Annotated in this window: 20 protein-coding genes; 9 read left to right on the top strand and 11 right to left on the bottom strand. The window is 71.6% G+C overall.

Annotated features, from left to right (window positions below; all coding sequences use genetic code 11):
- Positions 1-27 precede the first annotated feature (27 nt).
- Entirely contained in the window at positions 28-987 is a 960-nt protein-coding gene (locus OG254_RS12800) for an endonuclease/exonuclease/phosphatase family protein (RefSeq protein ID WP_405580826.1), read from the bottom strand.
- A gap of 180 nt (positions 988-1167) precedes the next feature.
- Between OG254_RS12800 and OG254_RS12795 the strand changes: the two genes are divergently transcribed.
- The 5 genes from OG254_RS12795 to OG254_RS12775 all read left to right on the top strand — a co-directional run bounded on the left by OG254_RS12795 (position 1168) and on the right by OG254_RS12775 (position 5193).
- Positions 1168-2532, top strand: coding sequence for an amidohydrolase (locus tag OG254_RS12795; protein ID WP_405580823.1), 1365 nt, complete (start codon positions 1168-1170; stop codon positions 2530-2532).
- Positions 2533-2649: 117 nt separating this feature from the next.
- Positions 2650-2865 (top strand): hypothetical protein, encoded by a 216-nt coding sequence (locus tag OG254_RS12790; protein WP_405580820.1) that lies wholly within the window; start codon positions 2650-2652, stop codon positions 2863-2865.
- Positions 2866-2889: 24 nt separating this feature from the next.
- Complete coding sequence (locus OG254_RS12785) at positions 2890-4071, top strand: cytochrome P450 (protein ID WP_405580817.1); 1182 nt, start codon at positions 2890-2892, stop codon at positions 4069-4071.
- Between the two features lie 93 nt (positions 4072-4164).
- Entirely contained in the window at positions 4165-4854 is a 690-nt protein-coding gene (locus OG254_RS12780; protein WP_405580814.1) for a DUF899 domain-containing protein, read from the top strand.
- 153 nt (positions 4855-5007) lie between these two features.
- A complete protein-coding gene (locus OG254_RS12775; protein ID WP_030948256.1) occupies positions 5008-5193 on the top strand; it encodes a hypothetical protein in 186 nt (61 codons plus the stop codon).
- Positions 5194-5215: 22 nt separating this feature from the next.
- On the opposite strand, the gene OG254_RS12770 is transcribed toward OG254_RS12775, so the two are convergent.
- From OG254_RS12770 to OG254_RS12760, 3 genes are all read right to left on the bottom strand, one after another.
- Complete coding sequence (locus tag OG254_RS12770) at positions 5216-7078, bottom strand: ABC transporter ATP-binding protein (RefSeq protein WP_405594963.1); 1863 nt, start codon at positions 7076-7078, stop codon at positions 5216-5218.
- Between the two features lie 232 nt (positions 7079-7310).
- Positions 7311-7745 carry a hypothetical protein gene (locus tag OG254_RS12765; RefSeq protein WP_351193354.1) on the bottom strand — a complete coding sequence of 145 codons (435 nt, stop codon included), beginning with the start codon at positions 7743-7745 and terminating at the stop codon, positions 7311-7313.
- Positions 7736-8374: an ATP-binding protein gene (locus tag OG254_RS12760; protein WP_405580809.1), complete on the bottom strand. Its 639-nt coding sequence runs from the start codon at positions 8372-8374 to the stop codon at positions 7736-7738. The genes OG254_RS12765 and OG254_RS12760 overlap by 10 nt, the downstream gene beginning before the upstream one ends.
- Before the next feature lie 220 nt (positions 8375-8594).
- On the opposite strand from OG254_RS12760, the gene OG254_RS12755 reads away from it, so the two are divergent.
- From OG254_RS12755 to OG254_RS12745, 3 genes are all read left to right on the top strand, one after another.
- Complete coding sequence (locus tag OG254_RS12755) at positions 8595-9455, top strand: helix-turn-helix transcriptional regulator (RefSeq protein WP_405580806.1); 861 nt, start codon at positions 8595-8597, stop codon at positions 9453-9455.
- The gene (locus tag OG254_RS12750; RefSeq protein WP_147998298.1) at positions 9456-9710 is read left to right on the top strand and encodes a DUF397 domain-containing protein; all 255 of its coding nucleotides are present in this window, start codon (positions 9456-9458) and stop codon (positions 9708-9710) included.
- A 98-nt stretch (positions 9711-9808) separates the two neighbouring features.
- The gene (locus OG254_RS12745; protein WP_405580803.1) at positions 9809-10612 is read left to right on the top strand and encodes an SAM-dependent methyltransferase; all 804 of its coding nucleotides are present in this window, start codon (positions 9809-9811) and stop codon (positions 10610-10612) included.
- Positions 10613-10628: 16 nt separating this feature from the next.
- Here OG254_RS12745 and OG254_RS12740 read toward each other — a convergent pair whose 3' ends face one another.
- From OG254_RS12740 to OG254_RS12725, 4 genes are all read right to left on the bottom strand, one after another.
- Positions 10629-11267: a fused DSP-PTPase phosphatase/NAD kinase-like protein gene (locus OG254_RS12740; RefSeq protein WP_405580800.1), complete on the bottom strand. Its 639-nt coding sequence runs from the start codon at positions 11265-11267 to the stop codon at positions 10629-10631.
- 217 nt (positions 11268-11484) lie between these two features.
- Complete coding sequence (locus OG254_RS12735) at positions 11485-12471, bottom strand: hypothetical protein (RefSeq protein ID WP_405580797.1); 987 nt, start codon at positions 12469-12471, stop codon at positions 11485-11487.
- A complete protein-coding gene (locus OG254_RS12730; RefSeq protein WP_405580794.1) occupies positions 12468-14744 on the bottom strand; it encodes a PEP/pyruvate-binding domain-containing protein in 2277 nt (758 codons plus the stop codon). Before OG254_RS12730 ends, OG254_RS12735 begins: the two co-directional genes overlap by 4 nt.
- 433 nt (positions 14745-15177) lie before the next feature.
- Positions 15178-16641, bottom strand: coding sequence for a PLP-dependent aminotransferase family protein (locus OG254_RS12725; RefSeq protein WP_405580792.1), 1464 nt, complete (start codon positions 16639-16641; stop codon positions 15178-15180).
- Positions 16642-16688: 47 nt separating this feature from the next.
- Here OG254_RS12725 and OG254_RS12720 point away from each other — a divergent pair, with 47 nt between their 5' ends.
- A complete protein-coding gene (locus tag OG254_RS12720; RefSeq protein WP_405580790.1) occupies positions 16689-17204 on the top strand; it encodes a carboxymuconolactone decarboxylase family protein in 516 nt (171 codons plus the stop codon).
- An 80-nt stretch (positions 17205-17284) separates the two neighbouring features.
- Here the strand turns inward: OG254_RS12720 and OG254_RS12715 are convergent, their stop codons facing one another.
- The 3 genes from OG254_RS12715 to OG254_RS12705 all read right to left on the bottom strand — a co-directional run bounded on the left by OG254_RS12715 (position 17285) and on the right by OG254_RS12705 (position 20518).
- Positions 17285-18772 (bottom strand): glutamate synthase subunit beta, encoded by a 1488-nt coding sequence (locus OG254_RS12715; protein ID WP_405580788.1) that lies wholly within the window; start codon positions 18770-18772, stop codon positions 17285-17287.
- Between the two features lie 149 nt (positions 18773-18921).
- Positions 18922-19401, bottom strand: coding sequence for a DUF1772 domain-containing protein (locus OG254_RS12710; RefSeq protein ID WP_405580786.1), 480 nt, complete (start codon positions 19399-19401; stop codon positions 18922-18924).
- 421 nt (positions 19402-19822) lie between these two features.
- The gene (locus OG254_RS12705) at positions 19823-20518 is read right to left on the bottom strand and encodes a DUF2293 domain-containing protein (protein WP_405580783.1); all 696 of its coding nucleotides are present in this window, start codon (positions 20516-20518) and stop codon (positions 19823-19825) included.
- Positions 20519-20604 lie beyond the last annotated feature (86 nt).

The raw sequence follows: 20604 nt of genomic DNA, 5'->3' as shown, positions 1-20604 counted from the left end.
CGGTCCCCGAAGCGCACCCTCCTGGCTTCAGCCCCCGATCCGTACCCACACCGGCGCATGGTCCGACCCCGCCTCGCTCCGCCGTTCCTGCGGATCCGCCCCGACCGACGGCAACTGCGGCGCACCGGCCCCTGGCATCCCTGTCCCCGCGGCCGTCACCCGGTGGATCAGACGGTGGCTGCACAGTATGTGGTCGATCAGCTCGCGCCGCCCGGAGTTGACGCGCGAGAAGCGTTGCTCGGCCGGGATCAGCGGCGCCACGTTCCACAGGCGGACGGCGTCACCGTTGTCCTTCACCTTGAAGCCGGGCGTGCCGATCTCCGAGCCGGGCGGGCCCAGCAGGATCTGGGTGGTCGCCGTCTGCACCTCGTCGTTGAGGTCGCCGAGAAGCGCCACGTCGCGCGCGCGTCCGTCACCGGCCAGCAGAACGTCCGCCAGCGCGCGCAGCGCCGTCGCCTCGGCCGCCCGGCGGTAGAGGGCGTAGGCGCCGTAGCGGGCCCGTTCGCCCTCGTCCCGGGGATTGAAGCGGTTGCCCGGGTACGACAGCAGCTTCGACTTGAGGTGGGCGACCGCCACCCGCAGCGCCCCGGACCCAGGCTCCGGCTCCGTCTCCACCGCGAGGAAGCCCCGGCCCGAGTCCGACACGGTGTCGCCGTCGTCGTCCGTCTGTACCGGCCTCAGCTTCTGCGGGAACGCGGACGTGTCGTGCAGGACCCGGAGCGCCGTGCGGCTGAGGAAGCCGACCCTGATTCCCCGGCCGTCCGGGTGCTCGGAGAGCGCCACATGCCAGTCGCCGGTCAGCATCCCGGTCAGGTCCCGCAGGGCCTCGGGGTCCCCGACCTCCTGCACGCCGAGCAGCGCCGGGTCGAGAGCGGTGACCGTCGCCGCCAGCGCCGCGAGCTTCGTCTCGTACGCCGCCTTGTCCTTGGGGCCGAACTCGCCGCCGGGCCGGTAGAGGTTCTCGAGGTTCCAGGTGCCGAGGAGCATGCCGGGCTCCTTTCAGAAGCCAAAGCCGTAGGCCTCGAAGCCGCCGAGCGGGCCGGGTGCGGCCGTCGGGCGGGCCGTGACGGGGCCAGCCTGCCCGGGTGTCAGGTCCGTGCGACAGACCCCTGACCGGATGCGCGGTTCACCTCACGCGACCCGACGACCGCGTCGTACGTTGGCGTGATGACGCCTTCTCCCGCAGAAGCTCCCGCCGACCTCGTCATCACCGGCTGCACGGTCCTCGTGCACGACGATCAAGAGCGGATCGGGTTCGAGGAGAACGCCGCGATCGTCGTACGCGACGCGGTCGTCGAGGCCGTCACGACCGCCGACGCCGTACGTGACCTGCCCGCCGTCGAGCGTCTCGACGCGACCGGTCAGGTCGCCCTCCCCGGCCTCGTCAACTGCCACACCCACGCACCGATGGTCGCCCTGCGCGGTGTCGCCGAGGACCTGCCCATGGAGGAGTGGTTCAACGACGTCGTGTGGCCGATCGAGTCCAACCTCCATGAGAAGGACGTGGAGTTGGGCGCCCGGCTCGCCTGTGCCGAGATGATCCGGGGCGGGGTCACCTGCTTCGCCGACCACTACTTCTCGATGGACGCCGTCGCCGCCGTCGTGGACGAATGCGGGATCCGCGCCCACCTCGGCGAGGCCTACTTCTCCTCCCAGGGGCCCCAAGGGCGGGAGAAATCACTGGAGTTCGCGCTGCAGCATCGCGGCGGCGCGGGCGGCCGTATCACCACCACCCTCGCCCCGCACGCCCCCTACACCGTCGACGACGCCGACCTCGCCGCCACCGCCGAACTCGCCCGCGACCACCGCCTGCCCGTCCATCTCCACGCCGCCGAGAACCGCGACCAGGCCGAGGCCGGCCTCGCCCGCCACGGCGTCACCCCCATCGAGGTGCTGAGGCGCACCGGGATCCTCGACACCGACGTCCTCATCGCCCACGGCACCGGCATCCTCGACAGCGACCTGCCGCTGCTCGAAGCCGCCGAGGGACGTACGGCCGTCGCCACTGCCCCGCGCGGCTACCTCAAGTTCGCCTGGCCCACCACCACACCCGTACGCGCCCTGCACGACATCGGCATCCCCGTCGGCCTGGCCACGGACGGCGCCGCCTCCAACAACTCCCTCGACGTGTGGGAGTCGATGGCCCTGACCGCCCTCATCCAGAAGTCGACGACCGGCGACCCGCGATGGCTGACGTCCCGTCAAGCCCTGCACCATGCCACGCTCCAGAGCGCCCGCGCAGTCGGACTCGGCGACACCCTCGGCACCCTCGCACCCGGCCGGCGCGCCGACATCATCCTCGTCGACCTCACCGGCCCGCACACCCAGCCCGTGCACGACCTCGCCGCCACCCTCGTCCACAGCGCCCGCGCCGGCGACGTGCGCACGACCATCGTCGACGGACGGGTCCTGATGCGCGACCGCGAACTGCTGACGATCGATGTCGCCGCAGTCGTAAGGGAGTTGGGGCAGCGGATGCCCGCGCTCCTGGACCGGAGTCACGGCAGGCGGATCCAGGAGTACGACGCCTGAGAACCGGTCTCACAGAAGCGATTTGCCGCCAACCACGGGCAGCCGGTCGGTCGCGCAGGGTGCTTTCACGGTACACAGGTAAGCGGGAGCAAACCTGTCTGACGGGAGGCCGGCCGGGTGGAGCTGACGATCAACGTGGCGGTGCTGCTCGCAGTCATCATCGTCCTGCGGCTCGGGCGACGCACCGAGGCGCGGAGCCGCAACGACGAGAAGCTGACCGTGGCCATCGTCTTGGTGTTCGGCATCCTGGTCGCGCCGACCGCCTTCGGGCAGGGCGTCGCGGACGTGGTCGGTCAACTCGCGCAGGGGGTCACGCAGTCGGGCAGCCCTTGACCGCCCGGCCCTAGGCTGATCCGAATGGATCCCGCCGACGGCCTCATCGACCACCCCTACGACGTCTACCGGCGCCTCCGCGAGGCCGCCCCCGTGCACCGGATCGCCGGTCCGGACGGCAGTCCCGCCTGGCTCGTCACCCGGTACGGCGATGTGCGTGAGGCTCTCGCCGACCCGCGGCTGTCGCTGGACAAACGGCATGCGGCGCCCGGTACTTATCGCGGCCTCGCCCTTCCGCCCGCCCTCGACGCCAACCTCCTCAACATGGACCCGCCCGACCACACCCGCATCCGCCGCCTGGTCGGCCGCGCCTTCACCACCCGGCGCGTGGATCAACTCCGCACGCCCATACGGCAGACCGCCGACCGTCTCCTCGACGCCCTCGGCCCGCACGGCACCACCGACCTCATCGCCTCCTACGCCGCGCCCCTGCCCATCACCGTCATCTGCGACCTCCTCGGCGTCCCGGACCAGCACCGGCGCGACTTCCGGGAATGGACCGACGCCCTGGTGGCTCCGGACCCGGCGCGACCGCAGGCCGCGAAGGAGTCGGTGGTCGCGATGCTCGGGTTCTTCACCCGGCTTCTCGCCGACAAGCGCAAGGAGCCCGCGGACGACCTGCTGTCCGACCTGATCGCGGTCCGCGACGAGGGCGACCGGCTCAGCGAGGACGAGCTGATGTCCCTCGCCTTCCTGATCCTCTTCGCCGGGTACGAGAACACTGTGCAGCTCATCGGGAACGCGGTGCTGGCACTGCTGCGGCATCCCGAGCAGCTCGCCGCCCTGCGCGAGGACCCCGCGCGCATCGCGGCCGCCGTGGAGGAGTTCCACCGCTTCGAGGGCCCCGCCCTCCTCGCCATCCGCCGCTTCCCCACCGAGGACATGACGATCGGCGGTGTCCCTGTGCCGGCCGGCGAGACCGTCCTGCTGTCTCCGGCCGCCGCCAACCGCGACCCCGCCCGCTTCCCCGACCCCGACCGTCTCGACCTGTCCCGCGACGCCTCCGGACACCTCGCCCTCGGCCATGGCGTCCACCACTGCCTGGGCGCGCCGCTGGCCCGCGCCGAGACCGAGATCGCCCTGACCGCGCTGCTGGAGCGGTTCCCCGAACTCATCCTCCAGGACGAGAACATCCGGTGGCGCCGCTCCCTGCGCGCGCGTGGCCTGCTCGCGCTGCCGGTGGCGTACTCCAAGAAAATCTCCTGAGAGTTCTGCTGAGAATTCTTCGGCCTCGGCGATGAGTTCCGCTCCTCCCGCCGGTCACCACCCGGAAGGGACCGTTGCACAGGAGGGGCGCCCATGTCGCTTCCGGAGATCGTCTCGCGCGAGCAGTGGCGCGCGGCGCGTGAGGAACTGCTGGTCAAGGAGAAGGCGGCCACGCGCGCGCGTGACGTGCTGAACGCCGAGCGGCGCAGACTGCCCATGGTCGAGGTCGAGGAGGAGTACGTCTTCGAGGGCGGCGACGGCAAGGCGACCCTGCTCGACCTCTTCGAGGGGCGGCACCAACTCGTCGTCTACCACTTCATGTTCGCCCCCGAATGGGACGCCGGGTGCAGGAGCTGCTCGGGGTTCCTGGACCAGATCGGGCATCCGGCGCACCTCAAGGCCCGCGGGACGACACTTGTCGCCGTCTCCCGGGCGCCGTTCACGAAGATCCTGCCGTTCAAGGCACGCATGGGCTGGACGCTTCCCTGGTTCTCGTCGTACGGCACCGACTTCAACCACGACTTCGAGGTGACCCTGGAGCACGAGGGCGAGTTGGTGGAGCGGCCCGGGGTCAGCTGCTTCCTGCGGGACCGGGACCGTGTCTTCCACACCTACTCGACGTACGAGCGAGGCCTGGACGGGCTCGGCTCGACCACCGGCTTCCTCGACCTCACGGCGCTGGGCCGGCAGGAGGAGTGGGAGGAGCCCAAGGGGCGCGCGTCGGCTCTGGGGGCGCTGGCGGGCAGCGACCGTATCCGATATCACGACGAGTACGACGACTGACACGAGGCGTAGCGGTTGATCATTGAGCGTGATCGAATGCTCACACATCGCGGTGAACGAGTGTCAACTACGTCTCAGTCCCGTCACTGAGCGAGGCGATTCACCTCCGGCAGGCGTTAACTCCTACAAGTACGACGCTTATCGGAGGTCAGGATGGTGAACGGGCGAACAGTGCTCGAACGCTTTCCCGCGGGCGGGCCGCGAGGATCGTGGCCGGCGGAGGAGTTCGCTCACGCGCGGCGCATGGAGGGACTGCCCGCCGAGGTCGTCATGGACCTCGCGACGGACGCGTTCCTGGTGATCGTCCGCGGTGACGGCGCGGTGGACGCCGCCGCGTGAGCCCTCGGCAGAGGCGTGCCGGTCAGCCGGCCTTCGGCGCGGGCACCCGCGTCGTGAACTGCTCGGCCTGGAGCGAGTACAGCTCCGCGTAGACCCCGCCGGTGGCCAGCAGTTCGTCCGGAGTCCCGGACTCCACGAGCCGGCCCTGGTCGAGGACGTGCACCAGGTCGGCATGGCGGACGGACGCCAGCCGGTGCGTGATGAGGACGACCGTCTGCCCGGTGGAGGCCAGGGCGCGGATCTTCTCGAAGACCTCCAGCTCGGCCCGTGCGTCCAGGGCCGCCGTCGGTTCGTCCACGATCAGGATGCGGCCGCGCCGGTAGGCGGCCCGGGCGATGCCGAGCCGCTGCCACTGACCGCCGGACAGCTCGTGCCCGCCGTTGAACTGGCGCGCCAGCAAGGTGTCCAGGCCGCGCGGCAGATCCGCCACCACCTCCTCGGCCCCCGCCTCGGCGACCGAGGTGGCCAGACGTTCCTCGGTGAGGGACGCGGAGGAGCGGCCGACGGCCACATTGACCCGGGCGGTGAAGGGCCAGCGCTTGAAGTCCTGGGCCAGCATCGCGATGCGCTCGGCGAGTTGGTGCCGGTCGGCGCCGGCCGCGTCGACGTCGTCCCACAGGATGCGGCCCCGGTCCGGGGTGTAGAGCCCGGCGAGCAGCTTGACCAGGGTGGTCTTGCCGGAGCCGTTCTCGCCGACCAGTGCGACGATCCGGCCGAGGGGGAGGGTGAGCGTGACGTCGTCGAGGGCGGGGCGGGCGGACTCGCCGGGGTAGGAGAAGCTGACGTTCTCGAAGCGGATCTCCCGGGGGTCCTCGGGCAGGGCGGCGCCGCCGACCGGAATCGCCCGTTCGGCCGCCTCGACGTACAGCCGCTGCAGATCGCCCACGAAGAGCGCCTCCTCGTGGAGCGCGTTGACCTCCAGTACGAGGCTGTCGAGGCTGGACGACCCGGTGCGGATGGCGATCACGGCCGTACCCGCCACCGACAGCGCCATGGCACCGGCGAGCAGCAGCCCGCCCAGCGTCGCGTACGTCGCCACGGTCGCGAGCCCCGTCCACGCCGCCGCGATCAACCCGGTGCGCGCGGCGAGCCGGGCAAGGCGGGCCTGTTCCGCCTCCGCCGTCTCGGACATCGCCCGGTAGTGACGCAGCAGGAAGGGGCCGACGCCGTGGACGCGGATCTCGGGCGCGGCGGCGGGCTCGGTCAGCAGCCCGCTGATCAGATGGCCGGCGCGGGCGTGCTGCACCCAGGTGTGGAAGGACTCGTAGCGGCGCCGGGCGTTGGTCAGGGCGCTCCAGGCGCTGGGCAGCGTCATGGTGGCGAGGAGCGGGAGCAGGGCGGGGTGCAGCATGGTGAGCACGCCGGCCGCGGCGATCAGCGAGATGGCCGCGTTCACGACGCGGGCGCTGTAGGAGATCATGCGGCGGGCGGACGCGGCGCCGTACTGCGCGGTGTCCAGCAGCTTGTGGAAGGCGTGATCCTCGATCGCGGCCAGCTCCACGGCCGCCGCCCGCTCCAGATACAGCTCGGTCGCCACGCGCTCCACCTTGGGCTCCAGACGCCCGGTGGCGTACGTCGAGGCGGCTCGCAGCAGCGTCGACACGACCATCACGGCGGCCATCGTGACGAGCGCGGGAACGGCGCCCCGTAACCGCTCCTCCAGTTCCCCGCCCTCGAACAGCCGCCCCAGCACACTGTTCACGGCGAGCAGCCCGACCGCCTGCGCCAGTCCCCGGGTCACCTCGGCCACGAGCACGGTCCGCGCGGCCCGCCGATCGGCCTGCCAGGCGAGCCGGAAGCTCGACGCGAGGAGTGACGGCAACCGCGTCACCATCGCCCGGAAGTTCAGCTCCAGAAAGGCGTCCCGATGCTGGTTCCACCCCATGTCGTACCGCAGGGGCCCGCCGAAGAGCAGCCGCTCCGACTCCGACACCCTGGACTCACCGGCATCACTCTGCTTCGCCACCGCTCATCCCCCCGACCGCCGCTCGTGACGGAGGGCCACTATGGCCGGGCAGGGGCGCTTCGGGGAGGGCGCGGGTGGAAGCAGGGGGTGCACGCGGGCGTACGCCGCCGACCAGGCCGCACCTACACGGCCCGGCCCACCCGGCGGAGCCTCACGCGGGGATCTGCTTGCACCATGTCGGCGTAGTACCCATGACCCTGCACAGCGCCAGATACAGCGGAATCGGCGGCGTGTACGGCACCGTCCCGTCCGGCCGGTGGATCAGACGCGGGGTGTCCAGCACGACCGCCCCCGTCGTGTACCGCACCGACGCCGGCCACTCCAGCGCGTAGTCGGAGTCCGACGGGACGATCCACCACCAGTGCGTGTCGTCGGCGTACACGCACCCCACGCGCGGCAGCCGGGGCAGGATCAGCGGACCGAAGCGGGCGGGAACCGCCACCGCGTCGCAGCCCAGGGGAGCTGTCATCCCCTCCGGAACGGGCAGGCGGCGCGGGGCGGCGGATGTGCGCATGCCGCGGCGGAAGCGGACCAGCGTGTCCAGGCTCAGCACCTTGACCCCGCCGGACACGCCGCTCACAGCCATGCGGATCCCGTTCCCCCGTGGTGTCGCGCCTCGGCTTCGTCCTCGTCGCCCGGGCCCCCGGGCGGGCCCGGCTTGGGCCGGGACCCCCAGCCGAGGTCGTTGCAGGGCGCGTGCTCGGTGCGCAGCACCTCACGGAGGGCGGCCCCGCGTGTCAGATCAGCCCAGACCACCAGTCCGGACCCGTGTTCCTGGGCCCCCCACGCATGGCAGAGGGCGTCGATGAGGAGCAGTCCCCTGCCGTGCTCCTCCTCGGGACGCGCGGACGTCGGGTGGGGCTCACCCGGCGCGCATCCCTCGTCGCGTACGGCTATGCGTACCAGGTCGGCGCCGTCGCGCAGTTCGCACACTATGTGCTCGCTGGCGGTGTGCACGATCGCGTTGGTGACCAGCTCCGACACGACCAGAGCCGCCGTGTCGCAGGTGTCCTCGCACACCGACCAGCCGTTCAGCCGCGCCCTGGTCAGGCGTCTGGCCTGCGCGGGCGAACCCGGATGTGCGGCCAGTTCGAACCGGAACCGGCGCTCGGCGCCGACGCCCCGCTGGGGGCCGACTCCGGTGGGGGTACTGAGGCCGTGGGGGACCACAGTGGCGTCTGTTCCTAAGGGCGGGGACGGAATCACGCTTGCCACTATCGCCCCGCCGTGAACACTTGGCAAGAGTCACTCTGAAAAATGCAGAGTGCTGTGTGACTCTCTGGAAGGCCGTGGCACACTGCTCGCAACAGCATGTCGAACGGCGCCAATTGGGATCGCCGGAGATCCACGTCGATCTTCGAATAGGTCTTCGAGCGGCGCCGTCGGCCTGTCAGGATTCAATCGACTTGTCGGGATTCATTCGTGGAGGTGGAGCGTGAGCGAGCCGCGGTCCGCGCCGACGGTCGGCCAGGTCGTCCTGGGTCGGCGCCTGCTGGACCTGCGGGAGCGTGCCGGGCTCAAGCGTGAGGAGGCCGCCCGCGTCCTGCGCGTCGCCCCTGCCACGGTCCGCCGTATGGAGATGGCCGAGGTCTCCCTCAAGATCCCGTACCTCCAGCTGCTCCTGAAGGCTTACGGCGTCTCCGACGACGAGGCCGACGGCTTCGTGCAACTTGCCGAGGAGGCCAACAAGCCCGGCTGGTGGCAGCGGTTCCACGACATCCTGCCCGGCTGGTTCTCCATGTACGTCAGCCTGGAGGGCGCCGCCGCCCTGATCCGGTCGTACGAACCCCACTTCGTGCCCGGCCTGTTGCAGACCGAGGACTACGCGCGCGGAGTGCTGAGGTCGGGCGCCATCGGCCAGACCAGCCCCGACGACATCGAGCGCCATGTCGCCCTGCGCATGCAACGCCAGCAACTGCTCACCCGTGAGGATGCGCCCCGGCTGTGGGTCGTGATGGACGAGACCGCGCTGCGCCGCCAGGTGGGCGGACCGGAGGTGATGCGTGCCCAGATCGACAGGCTGCTTCAGGCCACGAAGCTGCCCAACGTGACGCTGCAGGTGGCCCCGTTCGCGAACGGGCCGCACCCCGGCACGTACGGGCCCTTCGTGCTGTTCCGATTTGCCATGTCAGAACTGCCGGACATGGTCTACAGCGAGTACCTGACCGGCGCCGTCTATCTCGACGCGCGCGCCGAGGTGGCGACCCATCTCGAGGTCATGGACCGCATGGCGGCGCAGGCCGCTACGGCACATCGCACGAAGGAGATCCTGCGGGATCTCCGCAAGGAGCTGTGAATGGATCGCATCAAGCCGCGCATACAGGTCTACAACGGCATGCCCGCGCGGGACTTGGGCAGCGAGGGCTGGCACAAGCCGTGGAGCGGGGGCAATGGGGGCAACTGCCTGGAGGCGATGAAACTCGCCGACGGCCGGATCGCAGTCCGTCAGTCCACCGACCCCGACGGGCCGGCCCTGATCTACACCTCGGACGAGATGACGGCGTTCATCGAGGGCGCCAAGGCGGGGGAGGCGGACTTCCTGCTGTCCTGACGGCGTGAGACCCGTTGTTCAATCCATTGCGTTCAGTCAATTCCCTTATCTTGGTGCTGAGTTGATCATTTATCGTCTCGAACCTTACGGAGCTGGTCATGACCGGGCCGAACCCCGTTGAGATCGACACCAGTAAGCCCCATCCCGCACGGATGTACGACTGGTATCTCGGCGGGAAGGACAACTACCCCGTCGACGAGGCCATGGGGAAGCAGATGCTCGCCCTCGATCCGCGCGTCCCCGTGATGGCGCGGGTCAACCGGGCCTTCATGCACCGGTCCACCCGCTGGCTGGCCCGGCAGGGCGTGCGCCAGTTCCTGGACGTCGGCACCGGTATCCCGACCGAGCCGAATCTCCATCAGGTGGCCCAGCGGACCGCCCCCGACGCGCGCGTCGTCTACTGCGACAACGACCCCATCGTGCTCGCTCACGCGGCCGCCCTGCTGCGCGGCACGCAGGAGGGCGCCACCGAGTACCTGCAAGCCGATGTGGGTGATCCGGACGCCATCATCGAAGGGGCCAGGAAGGTCCTGGACTTCAGCCGTCCGGTGGCTCTTTCCCTGGTCGCGCTGCTGCACTTCGTCTCCGACGAGGACGGCGCGCACGAGCTGGTCGGCCGGATGTTGTCCGAGCTTCCCTCGGGCAGCTACCTGGTGGTGACCCACGCGAGCGCCGACTTCACTCCCGAGGAGTCGAAGGCGGCTGTCGAGAAACTCAAGGCGGCGGGCGTCACCCTGGCCCTGCGCTCCCGTGCGGAGTTCACCCGCTTCTTCGACGGCCTCGAACTCGTCCCGCCGGGCGTCGAGGTGCCGCACCAATGGCACCCCGACCTGGGCGAGCCCGTACCCGGGCAGGACGACGGGGTCATTCCGGGGTACGGGGCGGTGGGGCGCAAGCCCTAGTCGATGCTCACAGGCATCACAGGTACGACATGATGCGCCGCGGAGCGTCCACGAGGCGGCTGACGACCAGCACCGGCAGCGGCGGCTGCTCCGCCTTGGCCGGGGTGAGGTTCAGCCCGTAGTAGATCTGCTCGATCGACGGGGGTCCGACCGCGAGGTTGTTCCGGACCGCCTGCGACGGCGATTCCTCACCGGTGTTCACGACGTACGCGGCGACCATCGCGCCCGTACGGCCGACTCCCGCGCCGCAGTGCACGAACACCGGGCCGGAGGCCGTGGAGACGACGTCGAGGAATCGCTGCACCTGCTTCGGCGACGGCGTCTGACCGTCACGGATCGGCAGGCGTACGACATTCAGACCGGCCTCGCCCGGTTCGGCCAGCTCGCGCGCGCTCATGTCCTCGGCGCGCAGGTCGACGACGGTGGTGATGCCCATGCCCGCCAGGGCCCGGTAACCGGCCGGGGAGGGGGCGGAACCGCGCCACAGCCGGCCGTCGGAGCCTACGGGCTGGAAGTGGTTCACGCCCTGGACGGTGCGAGTTCCGGCGGGTGCCGGGGTCTCCGCGCGGGTCAGCAACGAAAGGCTCAGGATGCCGCCGGCGCCTGCTGCCCACAGGATGATGTAACCGATCAGGATGCCGATGAGGGCGCGCAATGCCCGCTGTGGCAGAGGGCGCTTGCGCAGGGCAGCGCGAGGCAGGGTAGCGGAGAGAACAGCCATGAGCGACCCGGGGGACTAGGGGACGGTGGGCGCATTGGAAGCGTACCCCGGGGATTGTGATCAATGAGTGCTACGTCCGTTTTGTGCGATACGTCTCACTTGTCATGTCCGGTTGTCCAGCAGGTCCAGTAGGTCCAGTAGGTCCAGACGGTCACCGTGAGTCGTCGCCCGACTCCACGTCATTGACGGCGACCACTGTGAGGTGGGCGCGCTCCAGGGTCGCGTCCTCCAGGCAGCCGCGCAGCCGCATGAGGTCGTGGTCGGTGAGCGCAGGGCGTACGACCCCGGCGAACATGCCCTTCCCCAGGTCACCGAGGGGGGCGTGCCGCAGCGGCACGGACGTGGAATCCCGGCAGCCCTCCCAGATCTGCCGTGCGGCCAGCGCCTTCCGGGCGGCCGACACGTCCGTGCCGCGCAGATCGACCTGGACGAGCACCGAGGTCGCCTCGTGCTCGTTGTCCTCCTCCGCCCGGGTCTGGGTGAGATCGGCGAGCCCCATGACCAGCGCGGCGACCAGGCCGACGGAGAGGACCGTCGCCGTGGTCATGCGGGCGGTGCGGTGGCCGGATCCGGTGCCCAGGGGCGGGAGGTCGTCCAGATCGCCGGGGGCGGACGACCCGTCGCCGCCGGGCACCCGGTCCCGTGCGGATGGATCAGACGTGGACGGATCAGGCGCGGACGGATCAGGCGCGGCGAGGATGGCCAGCCGTCCGGCCAGACGCCGCTCGGCGGGTTTCGCCGTGCTCGACGCGACCCTCTGCACCACCCAGGCGAGCCCGGACAGCACCACTCCGGCGACCATCAGGACCGGCACGAAGACGTACGACCGGTCCGCCGGGTCCTCCAGCCAGCGGAACCGCGTCTCCTCCCGCGCCAGGGCCGGCTCGCGCAGCCGCGTCAGCACGTCCTCCTGGCGGGCGTCCAGCTCCCGCTGCCGCCGGTCGGAGTCGCGCAGCCGCTCCTCGATGCGGTTCAGCCGCCCCAGCGTCACCAGGCCGAACAGCATCACCTCGATGATCAGCAGCAGTACGCCGCAGATCATCGCGCGCTGCCACTGCCACCGGTACAGATAGACGATCAGGTAGGTGCCAGCGCCAGCCGCGGCGAGCGCACCGAAGACATAGGCGATCTTCCTCATGGCGCGCCCCCCTGCCGTACGTCACCGGCCGTCCCGTCGACCAGTCGTACGTCACCCGCCGTCCCGTCGACCGTGAGCCGCGAGCCGGGCGGGAAGCGGCGCACGGCGTCCACGGCGCCGACGACCGCGGGGAGCCCGAACTCCCGCGCCAGGACGGCCAGATGCGACAACGGGCTGCCGGTCTGCGCCACCAGGCCGGTCAGGCCGGGCAGCAGCGGGGCGAGCGCGGGGTCCAGGGTGCGCACGACCAGCACGGCGTCCGTCGGTCGCGGCCCCGTCCCGTCCCATACGGTTCCGACGGCGCGCCCCGCGGACACGCCCCGCACCCCGTTGCCCCGGCGGGTGTCGCGCTCGGCGGCGACGACCGAGCCGTCCGCGAGCCGGAACTCGTCCGGCAGCGGGGGCGTCGCGGGGTGCGGCACGCGCGCGTGGAGGTCGCCGGGCAGGGGGTCGCCGTTCAGGACGCCGGCCAGCTCCGACCACCGGAGCAGTCCGATGCGCTCGGTCCCGATCCCCAGGCGCAGGGCGACCTCACGGACGAGCCGTACCTGTAGTTCCTGCACCCAGCGGACGCGCAGGCGTAGGGCTTCTCGGGGTGGGAGGGCGGTGATGAGGGGGCGGGTAGGTGTCGCGGGTGCGGGTGCGGGTGCGGGTGCGGGTGTGGGCGCGTGTGCTGGCGCTGGTGCTGGTGCTGCCGCCCGCGAGTGCCGTGCGGAGTCGGTCGGTGCTGTCGACCTTGGGATCGTGGCGTCCGGCAGGCGTCCCCGGCCTCGCAGGCTCGGGGCGGTGAGGGCCAGGACGACCGGGTCCGTGGTGGCCACAGAATCGTCGGGAACGCCCCGGGCGCGTGCCTCGGTCAGCACGGCGAGGGCCGTACCGGCCGCCGTGCGGCTCTTGGGCGGTTCGTGGAGGAGGGCGCCCGCGAGGGCTTCCTGGGCGTGCAGGGAGACCAGAACCCGGCGGGTCCAGCGGAGCTCGGTGGCCAGGGCGGTGCCGGAGAGTGTCGTGGGGGCCGGGATCTCGGCGAGACGGCGGTCGACGTCGGCGACGAGGTCGGTCGCCAGACCCGGCAGGGAGGAGGCGAGGCGGCCCACCCGCCAAGCCGCGCCGAGCCGGCGCGCTCCGGGCGCGGGGTTGAGCAGAGCCAGCCAGGGGTGGCGAGGCCGCACGGTGCCGAGAAGGCGCAGGTCCGCGGCCGCGCGCCCGCCGACGGTAGTGACCACCGGCACCGACCTGAGCAGTCGGCGCGGCGCGGTGCCCCCGATGTCGAGCGCGGCGGCCAGGCCACGGGCCATCGGCGCCACCCACAGGTCCTCTTCGAGCGGCGCCAGTTGCTCGGGCAGCGTCTCCGCCACCGGACCGGGCCCGAGCAGGCGCGCGCCGCGCGTCGGCCGGGCCGCCATCGCGGTGATCGGCCGGCTCTGGAACAGCCACAGCCGCCCGTCCGCGTCGAATCCGAACTCGACGTCCTGCGGCCCGCCGAAGACCTTCCGGACCCGCCGTGCGAGCCGCGCCAGCCGGAACAGTTCGGCGCGTGTGAGCGGCGAGTCGGTCGCTGTCGGGAGTGGTGAGTCGGTACCCGCTGGGAGCGGTGCCTGGGTCCCCGCGTCTTGTGCCGGCTCGGTCCGCAGCAGCCGTCCGCGTCCACTGAGCCAGTAGCTGGTGCCGGACCGCGTGCCGCTCACCAGGCTGTCCGGCCCGCCGCGCACCGCGCTGACCAGCAGCCGGTCGGCCCGCCCCGCCACCGGGTCGGCGCCGAACATCACGCCGCCGACCTCGGCGCTCAGCATGGGCTGCACCAGCACCGCCATGGGTGCGGTGGACCTGTCCGGCCGCTGGGCCGAGTCGAGCACGTTCTGTACGGCGGCGAGGAAGTTCCGCCAGCCGCGCACATCCAGCACCGAGGCGAACTGGCCTGCCAGCGACGACTCCTCGGTGTCCTCCTGTGGCGAGGAGGACCGTACGACGAGCGGGCGGGTGCCGTCGTCGGAGAGCTCGTCCCAGGCGCGCCGCAGGGCGATCATGTCGCCGCTTGCCTGGTGCGGGATCACGAACCCGGGCAGTACGGGCAGTCCGGCGCGGGCCGCGCGGGCGAGGTTCGCCGCTTTGGACCCCATGAGCCGGGGGTACTCGGTGCCGGGCTGGTCCAGCGGGACCATGGCCTGCGGCACTCTCGCCGGGCCGCGCGTCCCGAGCTGGCCGAGGGCGATGTCGCCCCGGTGCTCTTCCCCTTCGCGGGCACCTTCTCCATGACGTTCATCGAGCGTCGTCATCGAACACCCTCCAGGACCGACCGCCAACAGGGGGGACGCGCGGGGGTGGCCCTGCGCCTGACGACGGAACGAAGGATGGGGGCGAGCCGACGGCAGCCCGTTTCCGGGTGCGGCTACAGGACGCCTCCTGCTCCGAGGGTCCCACTCCTGTTTGGATGCATGTAGCCCGGAAGCCACTTTTCGGACAGATAGAAGAACAAATCCGATCGCGGCAGTATGCCGGGTCGCGCCGACTCATCCAGCGGAAGCAGACGACCGCTCCTTCGTGGGCAGGACGCGGGGCCGACGGCTCCTTCGCGGGCAGGATCCGGCCGGGGTGCCGGGGTGCCAGGGTGCCGGGGTGCCGGGGAGTGCCGGGGGCGGCGGTGTGCCGCGGGTGCTGCTGCCCGGCGGGGGGGGGCAGAGGCCCGGCGACAGAGGCCCGGCGTGGGCGTCATCCCGGTGGCAGTACCCCGCACAGCGCGTCCAGCGCCGCGCCGTACGCATGCTCGGAGGGCGTGGCGTAGCCGACGACGATCCCGTCGCGGGCCGGCATCTCCGGCTCGGTCGCGTCCGGGTGCCGGAACTCGGCGAGGCCGTCCAGGGCGACGCCCTGCCAGGTGGCCGCCTTCACCGTGGACCGCTCGGTGCCGGGCGGCAGTCGCAGCACCGCGTGGAGTCCGGCGGCCACACCCGTGACCTCGATCTGCGGCGCGTGTGTGGCGAGGGCGGCGACGAGGCGGTCGCGGCGGCTCCGGTACCGCTGCCGCATGCGCCGTACATGACGGTCGTACGCCCCGGAGACGATGAAGTCGGCGAGGCTCAGCTGATCGAGGACGCTCGCCCACGCCTCGCGCTCGCCCTTGGCCGCGAGCACATCGCCGACGTACCGCTCCGGCAGCACCATCCAGCCCAGCCGCAGCGCGGGCGACAGGCTCTTGCTCACCGAGCCGATGAAGATCACCCGCTCCGGATCGAGTCCTTGGACGGCCCCGACGGGCTTGCGGTCGTAGCGGAACTCACCGTCGTAGTCGTCCTCCAGCACCACGCCGCCACGCGCGCGTGCCCAGTCGATCACGGCGGCGCGGCGCTCGGGGTGCAGCGGGCCGCCGGTCGGGAACTGGTGCGCGGGCGTGAGCAGCACGGCCCGCTCGCGCGCCAGCCGGTCGACGCGCGCGCCGTCCTCGTCGAGGGGGAGCGGTACGGTCCGTGCGCCCGCGGCGGCGAGCAGTTCCCGGTGGAAGCCCAGCCCGTACGCCTCCACGGCCAGCGGCCCGCGCAGCACACCGCCGCCCGCACCCGCACCCGTGCCCTGGCCGAACAGCAGCCGCAGGGCGTGGGCGAAGCCGGAGCAGATCACGATCCGGCCCGGCTCGGTGCGCACGCCACGCACGCGTGCCAGGTACCCGGTGAGCGCCTCGCGCAGTTCTACGCGCCCGGCGGGATCGCCGGGCCCGAAGACCTCGTTCGGCGCCTGCTGGAGGGCCCGTCGATAGGAGGCCAGCCAGGCCGCACGCGGGAACGCCGAGGCGTCCGGCGTGCCCTGCCGCAGATCGTGCCGAGGCCCACGCGCGCGTGGCGGCATCCGGGATGGCGTACGAGGCACCCGCTCGGTGCGCCGCAGTGGCTCGGCCCGCTCGGCCACCCTTGTCCCCGACCCTTGCCGGGCGGTGAGCCAGCCCTCGGCGACCAGTTCCGCGTACGCGTCGGCCACGGTGTTGCGGGCGACGCCGAGGTCGGCGGCGAGCGAACGGTACGGCGGCAGCCGGGTGCCGGGCGCGAGGCGCCCACTGCGCACGGCGTCGCGCAGCGCACGGGTCAGCGCGGCCCGCCGCCCACCGGGCCCGGACGCCTCCGAGAGGTCCAGGTGCAGGTCGGCGCCGATCCGCTCCGCCGAATTGACCCATGATTCCACCATGGAAATGCACCCTACAGCCGGTCTTTCAGGCCCGTAGGTTGGTCCACATGACGACGAACACGACCGACATCGAGATCGACATCGCCGGCGCCATCAGCGAGGCCGAGGCCGCCCGCACCCGCCTGGACTTCGCGAAGTCCGCCCCGAAGGTCTTCCGCGCCATCGTCGGCTTCGACGCCGCCGCCCGTGAGGGCCTCGACCCGGCGCTCGTCGAACTCATCCAGATCCGCGCCTCGCTCCTCAACCACTGCGCCTACTGCCTCCACATGCACACCAACGACGCCCGCAAGGCCGGCGAGAGCGAGGACCGGCTGCACCTGGTCGCCGTCTGGCGCGAGGCCCGCCACTTCTTCACCGAGAAGGAGCAGGCGGCCCTGGCCCTCACTGAGGCGGTGACCCTGGTCGCCGGCGGAGGCGTCCCGGACGAGGCCTACGCCCAGGCGGCGGCCCAGTTCGACGACACGGAACTGGCCCACGTCCTGGCCCTGATCATGACGATCAACACGTGGAACAGGGTGGCGTTGGCCACGGGGAAGGTGGCGGGGACGGACGAGCGACGCTAGGCGTTGGTTCGCTCCGCTTCTTGGGCGGAGTGGCTGCCTTCTTGGGCGGAGTGGCCGCCGGCCCGTTGCTCAGACGGTGCTCAGACGGTCATGGGCCGGTCGTACGGCGATATCGGTGCCGGCAGCCTCGAACTCCCCGTCAGATGACGGTCGACGGCCGCCGCCACCGCCCGCCCCTCGGCGATCGCCCACACGATGAGCGACTGCCCCCGGGCGGCATCCCCGGCGGCGAACACGCCCGGCACGTTCGTCGCGAACCCGGCATCCCGCGTGACCGTGCCGCGCGGCTCCATCTCCAGCCCCAGCTGCTCGATCAGCCCGTCCGTCCGGTCCGGCCCGGAGAAGCCGAGGGCCAGCAGCACGAGGTCGGCGGGCAGCGTCCGCCCGGTTTCCGGCATCGGGCGGCGCTGCGCGTCCACCTCGACCAGGTGCAGCGACCGTACGTGCCCGTCGGCGTCGCCCGTGAAACGGAGCGTGGACGCCGCGAACAGGCGCGCGTCCGCGTCCGCCGCGGGCGCCGTCTCCAGATCGCGCGCCTCCTCGTGCGCCGCCGAGAGCCGGTAGATCTTCGGATACGTCGGCCAGGGTTCGGCGTCCTCGTCCCGCTCGGCGTCCGGCTGGGCGTAGATGTCCAGCTGGGTCACGGACGCGGCACCGTCCCGCACGGCCGTGCCCAGACAGTCGGCCCCCGTGTCCCCGCCGCCGACGATGACGACATGCTTCCCGGTGGCCGACATCGGGGACGACTCCAAGTCCCCTTCGCACACCCGGTTGGCCAGCGGCAGATACTCCATCGCCTGCTGGATGCCGCTCAACTCCCGCCCCGGTACGGGCAGTTCACGCCAGGCCGTGGCCCCGGTGGCGATGATGACCGCGTCGTAGCGCGACCGCAGCTCGGCCGCCCCGATGTCCCGCCCGACCACCGTCGACGTACGGAACTTGGTCCCCTCGGCCCGCATCTGCTCGATCCGCCGCTCCAGATGGTGCTTCTCCATCTTGAACGCGGGGATGCCGTACCGCATCAGCCCGCCGATCCGGTCGTCCTTCTCGTACACCGCGACCGTGTGCCCCGCCCGGGTCAGCTGCTGCGCCGCCGCGAGCCCCGTCGGCCCCGAGCCGATCACCGCGACCGTCCGCCCCGACAGCCGGTCCGGCGGCCGAGGCGGAGTGAACCCCTCCTCCCATGCCCGATCGCCGATGGCGCACTCGACGTTCTTGATGGTGACGGCCGGCTGGTTGATCGCCAGCACACACCCGGCCTCGCACGGCGCCGGACACAACCGCCCGGTGAATTCGGGGAAGTTGTTGGTCGCGTGCAGCCGATCCGAGGCCGCCCGCCAGTCCTCCCGCGACACCAGGTCGTTCCACTCGGGGATCAGATTGCCCAGCGGGCAGGCGTCGTGGCAGAAGGGGATGCCGCAGTCCATACAGCGGTCGGCCTGCTTGCTGATGATCGGCAGCAGCGCCCTCGGGACGTACACCTCGTCCCAGTCCCGGACCCGCTCCTCGACAGGCCGGCGCGGCCAGTCCTGGCGGGGGGTGGTCATGAAACCCTTGGGATCGGCCATGGCCGTCTTCCTCGCGTGCGCGTGCGCATGTGACGTGGTGGAGCCGTGCGTCATCGGGCGGCACTCTTCCGGCAACGATACGTCTCACGGGTCACCTGCGCAGAGTGGGGGACAGCGCTTTCTCGCCGCCGTTCTCCAGTCGAGGTTGCTCAGCTGATGGCCAGCACGTACGACACCGTCGCGGCGGCCGAGGCGACCGTCCGGACGTGGTTCCATGCCGTCCACTCCTGCACGTACATCGGCCAGTACGCAGCCGCCTCCTGGGTGCCCGCCTCCAGCTTGAGCAGCGCGTTGTTCCGGGGCACGTTCGCCACCATGGTCACCCCGAACGAGCCGAACAGATAGAACGCACTGCCCAGCAACAGCTCCACCGTCCCCTCGTCCGGCCAGAGCACGAACGTCACCACGGCGATCACCGCGCACAGCACCGCCGTACCCATGAACACCAGCATGAACGCCGGCATCAGCGCGGTCACATTGATCGCCTTCATCGCCGCGACGCCCTGCGCGGGTGGCAGCGCGGCGAGTCCGCGCATCACGAAGGTCGAGAACGCGCAGAAGACCCCGGCCACGAGGCCGGTCCCCACCACACCGATCACGATCAGTACGAAGTACGGCCCATCGATCATGTCAACGTCAACTCCCGCATTCCGCCGAGATCCTGCCCCGGCCCCGTCCATCACCTCAAGTGAAATCCTGTACGACATCAGTGACCATGGCCGAGCGACGCGACCACATACGCAAACGTCCAGAAGAACGGAGGCCCGAACTCCGGGTGGGGAGGGAGGGGGCTGGAGGGTGGTGCGCCGGTGTCTGAGCAGCGGAGGACGCCGGCGAGGGCTGTGGAGGACGCAGGCGAAGGCCGGGGACGGTGGAGGCCGGTGGCGAGAGCGTGGACGGTGGAGGTCGGTGGCGAGGCCGGGGACGGTGGAGGTCGGTGCGCCGCGGTGTCTGAGCAGCGGAGGACGGACGCCGGCGAGGGCCTGGGGCGACGGACGACGGACGGCGGACGGCGGCGGCGTGGGTGCCGCGTGGGTGGCCGCTGCACCGTCATCCGGCCTCGGACACTTCCGCCCGCCATGCCCCCAACCTCGTCACCACCACCACCGCGATCCGCCGACGGGCCTCGTGCCGCGGCACGCCGCTCATCAGCAACTGGTCGTACGGCGTGTCCATGTGCCGCACGGCCGCCACGACCGCCGACGTCACCGCCACCTCGGACAACGCCCGCCCCGCCGCACTCCGGCCCACCCGTCCACTGCCCCGCACCGACGCATGCGCGGCGATGTCCCGCGCCCGGTCCGCCGGGCATCCCGGGAACAGCCGCCGTATCTCCGCCGCGAACGCCTCGGCGAACCGCACGTCCTCCTGCGCCCGACGCCGCGCGTCCCGCATCCGGCGCCGCCGCCGCGCCTCCGCGTCCGCCAGGCACCGCTCCTCGGCCCGGGCCAGCCCCGCCTCCTCGACGAGAACGCCCTGCCGTTCGTAACGGCCCCTGCGCCGGTTGAACCGCACCACCACCGCCGACAGGGCACTCTCCTCCCGCGACCGGCGCGTCAACGCGGTGTCGCCGCGCGGCAGGAACACCAGATGCCCGAGGTCGGCACAGTCCAGACACCGCGGCGAACCGTCCTCCAGCACGAGCATCCGCAACGGCCCCACATGACACTCCGCGCACTGCCGCCGCTTGACGGGCTGGATGACGAGAAGACCGGTGCGGTGCGGGGGAGTTGTGAGGGGCGCCATATCGGCTTCATTCCCCTCGGACAAGGGCTGGGGAACTTGCCGATCGGGCCTCTCCGGCCGGGGGCGGGGTACTCGCCGATCGGGTT

It is taken from the genome of Streptomyces sp. NBC_01092 (assembly GCF_045039535.1).
Taxonomy (GTDB): domain Bacteria; phylum Actinomycetota; class Actinomycetes; order Streptomycetales; family Streptomycetaceae; genus Streptomyces.
Note: the sequence above shows the minus strand (reverse complement) of the source record. Positions and strands in the feature narration are given on the sequence as shown.

Bases quoted from the DNA above. Each gene is read 5' to 3' on its own strand.
- OG254_RS12800 (WP_405580826.1), bottom strand. From the start codon at position 987: ATGCTCCTCGGCACCTGGAACCTCGAGAACCTCTACCGGCCCGGCGGC.
- OG254_RS12795 (WP_405580823.1), top strand. From the start codon at position 1,168: ATGACGCCTTCTCCCGCAGAAGCTCCCGCCGACCTCGTCATCACCGGC.
- OG254_RS12785 (WP_405580817.1), top strand. From the start codon at position 2,890: ATGGATCCCGCCGACGGCCTCATCGACCACCCCTACGACGTCTACCGG.
- OG254_RS12780 (WP_405580814.1), top strand. From the start codon at position 4,165: ATGTCGCTTCCGGAGATCGTCTCGCGCGAGCAGTGGCGCGCGGCGCGT.
- OG254_RS12775 (WP_030948256.1), top strand. From the start codon at position 5,008: ATGGTGAACGGGCGAACAGTGCTCGAACGCTTTCCCGCGGGCGGGCCG.
- OG254_RS12770 (WP_405594963.1), bottom strand. From the start codon at position 7,078: ATGGGGTGGAACCAGCATCGGGACGCCTTTCTGGAGCTGAACTTCCGG.
- OG254_RS12765 (WP_351193354.1), bottom strand. From the start codon at position 7,745: ATGGCTGTGAGCGGCGTGTCCGGCGGGGTCAAGGTGCTGAGCCTGGAC.
- OG254_RS12750 (WP_147998298.1), top strand. From the start codon at position 9,456: ATGGATCGCATCAAGCCGCGCATACAGGTCTACAACGGCATGCCCGCG.
- OG254_RS12745 (WP_405580803.1), top strand. From the start codon at position 9,809: ATGACCGGGCCGAACCCCGTTGAGATCGACACCAGTAAGCCCCATCCC.
- OG254_RS12735 (WP_405580797.1), bottom strand. From the start codon at position 12,471: ATGAGGAAGATCGCCTATGTCTTCGGTGCGCTCGCCGCGGCTGGCGCT.
- OG254_RS12730 (WP_405580794.1), bottom strand. From the start codon at position 14,744: ATGACGACGCTCGATGAACGTCATGGAGAAGGTGCCCGCGAAGGGGAA.
- OG254_RS12725 (WP_405580792.1), bottom strand. From the start codon at position 16,641: ATGGTGGAATCATGGGTCAATTCGGCGGAGCGGATCGGCGCCGACCTG.
- OG254_RS12720 (WP_405580790.1), top strand. From the start codon at position 16,689: ATGACGACGAACACGACCGACATCGAGATCGACATCGCCGGCGCCATC.
- OG254_RS12715 (WP_405580788.1), bottom strand. From the start codon at position 18,772: ATGGCCGATCCCAAGGGTTTCATGACCACCCCCCGCCAGGACTGGCCG.
- OG254_RS12710 (WP_405580786.1), bottom strand. From the start codon at position 19,401: ATGATCGATGGGCCGTACTTCGTACTGATCGTGATCGGTGTGGTGGGG.
- OG254_RS12705 (WP_405580783.1), bottom strand. From the start codon at position 20,518: ATGGCGCCCCTCACAACTCCCCCGCACCGCACCGGTCTTCTCGTCATC.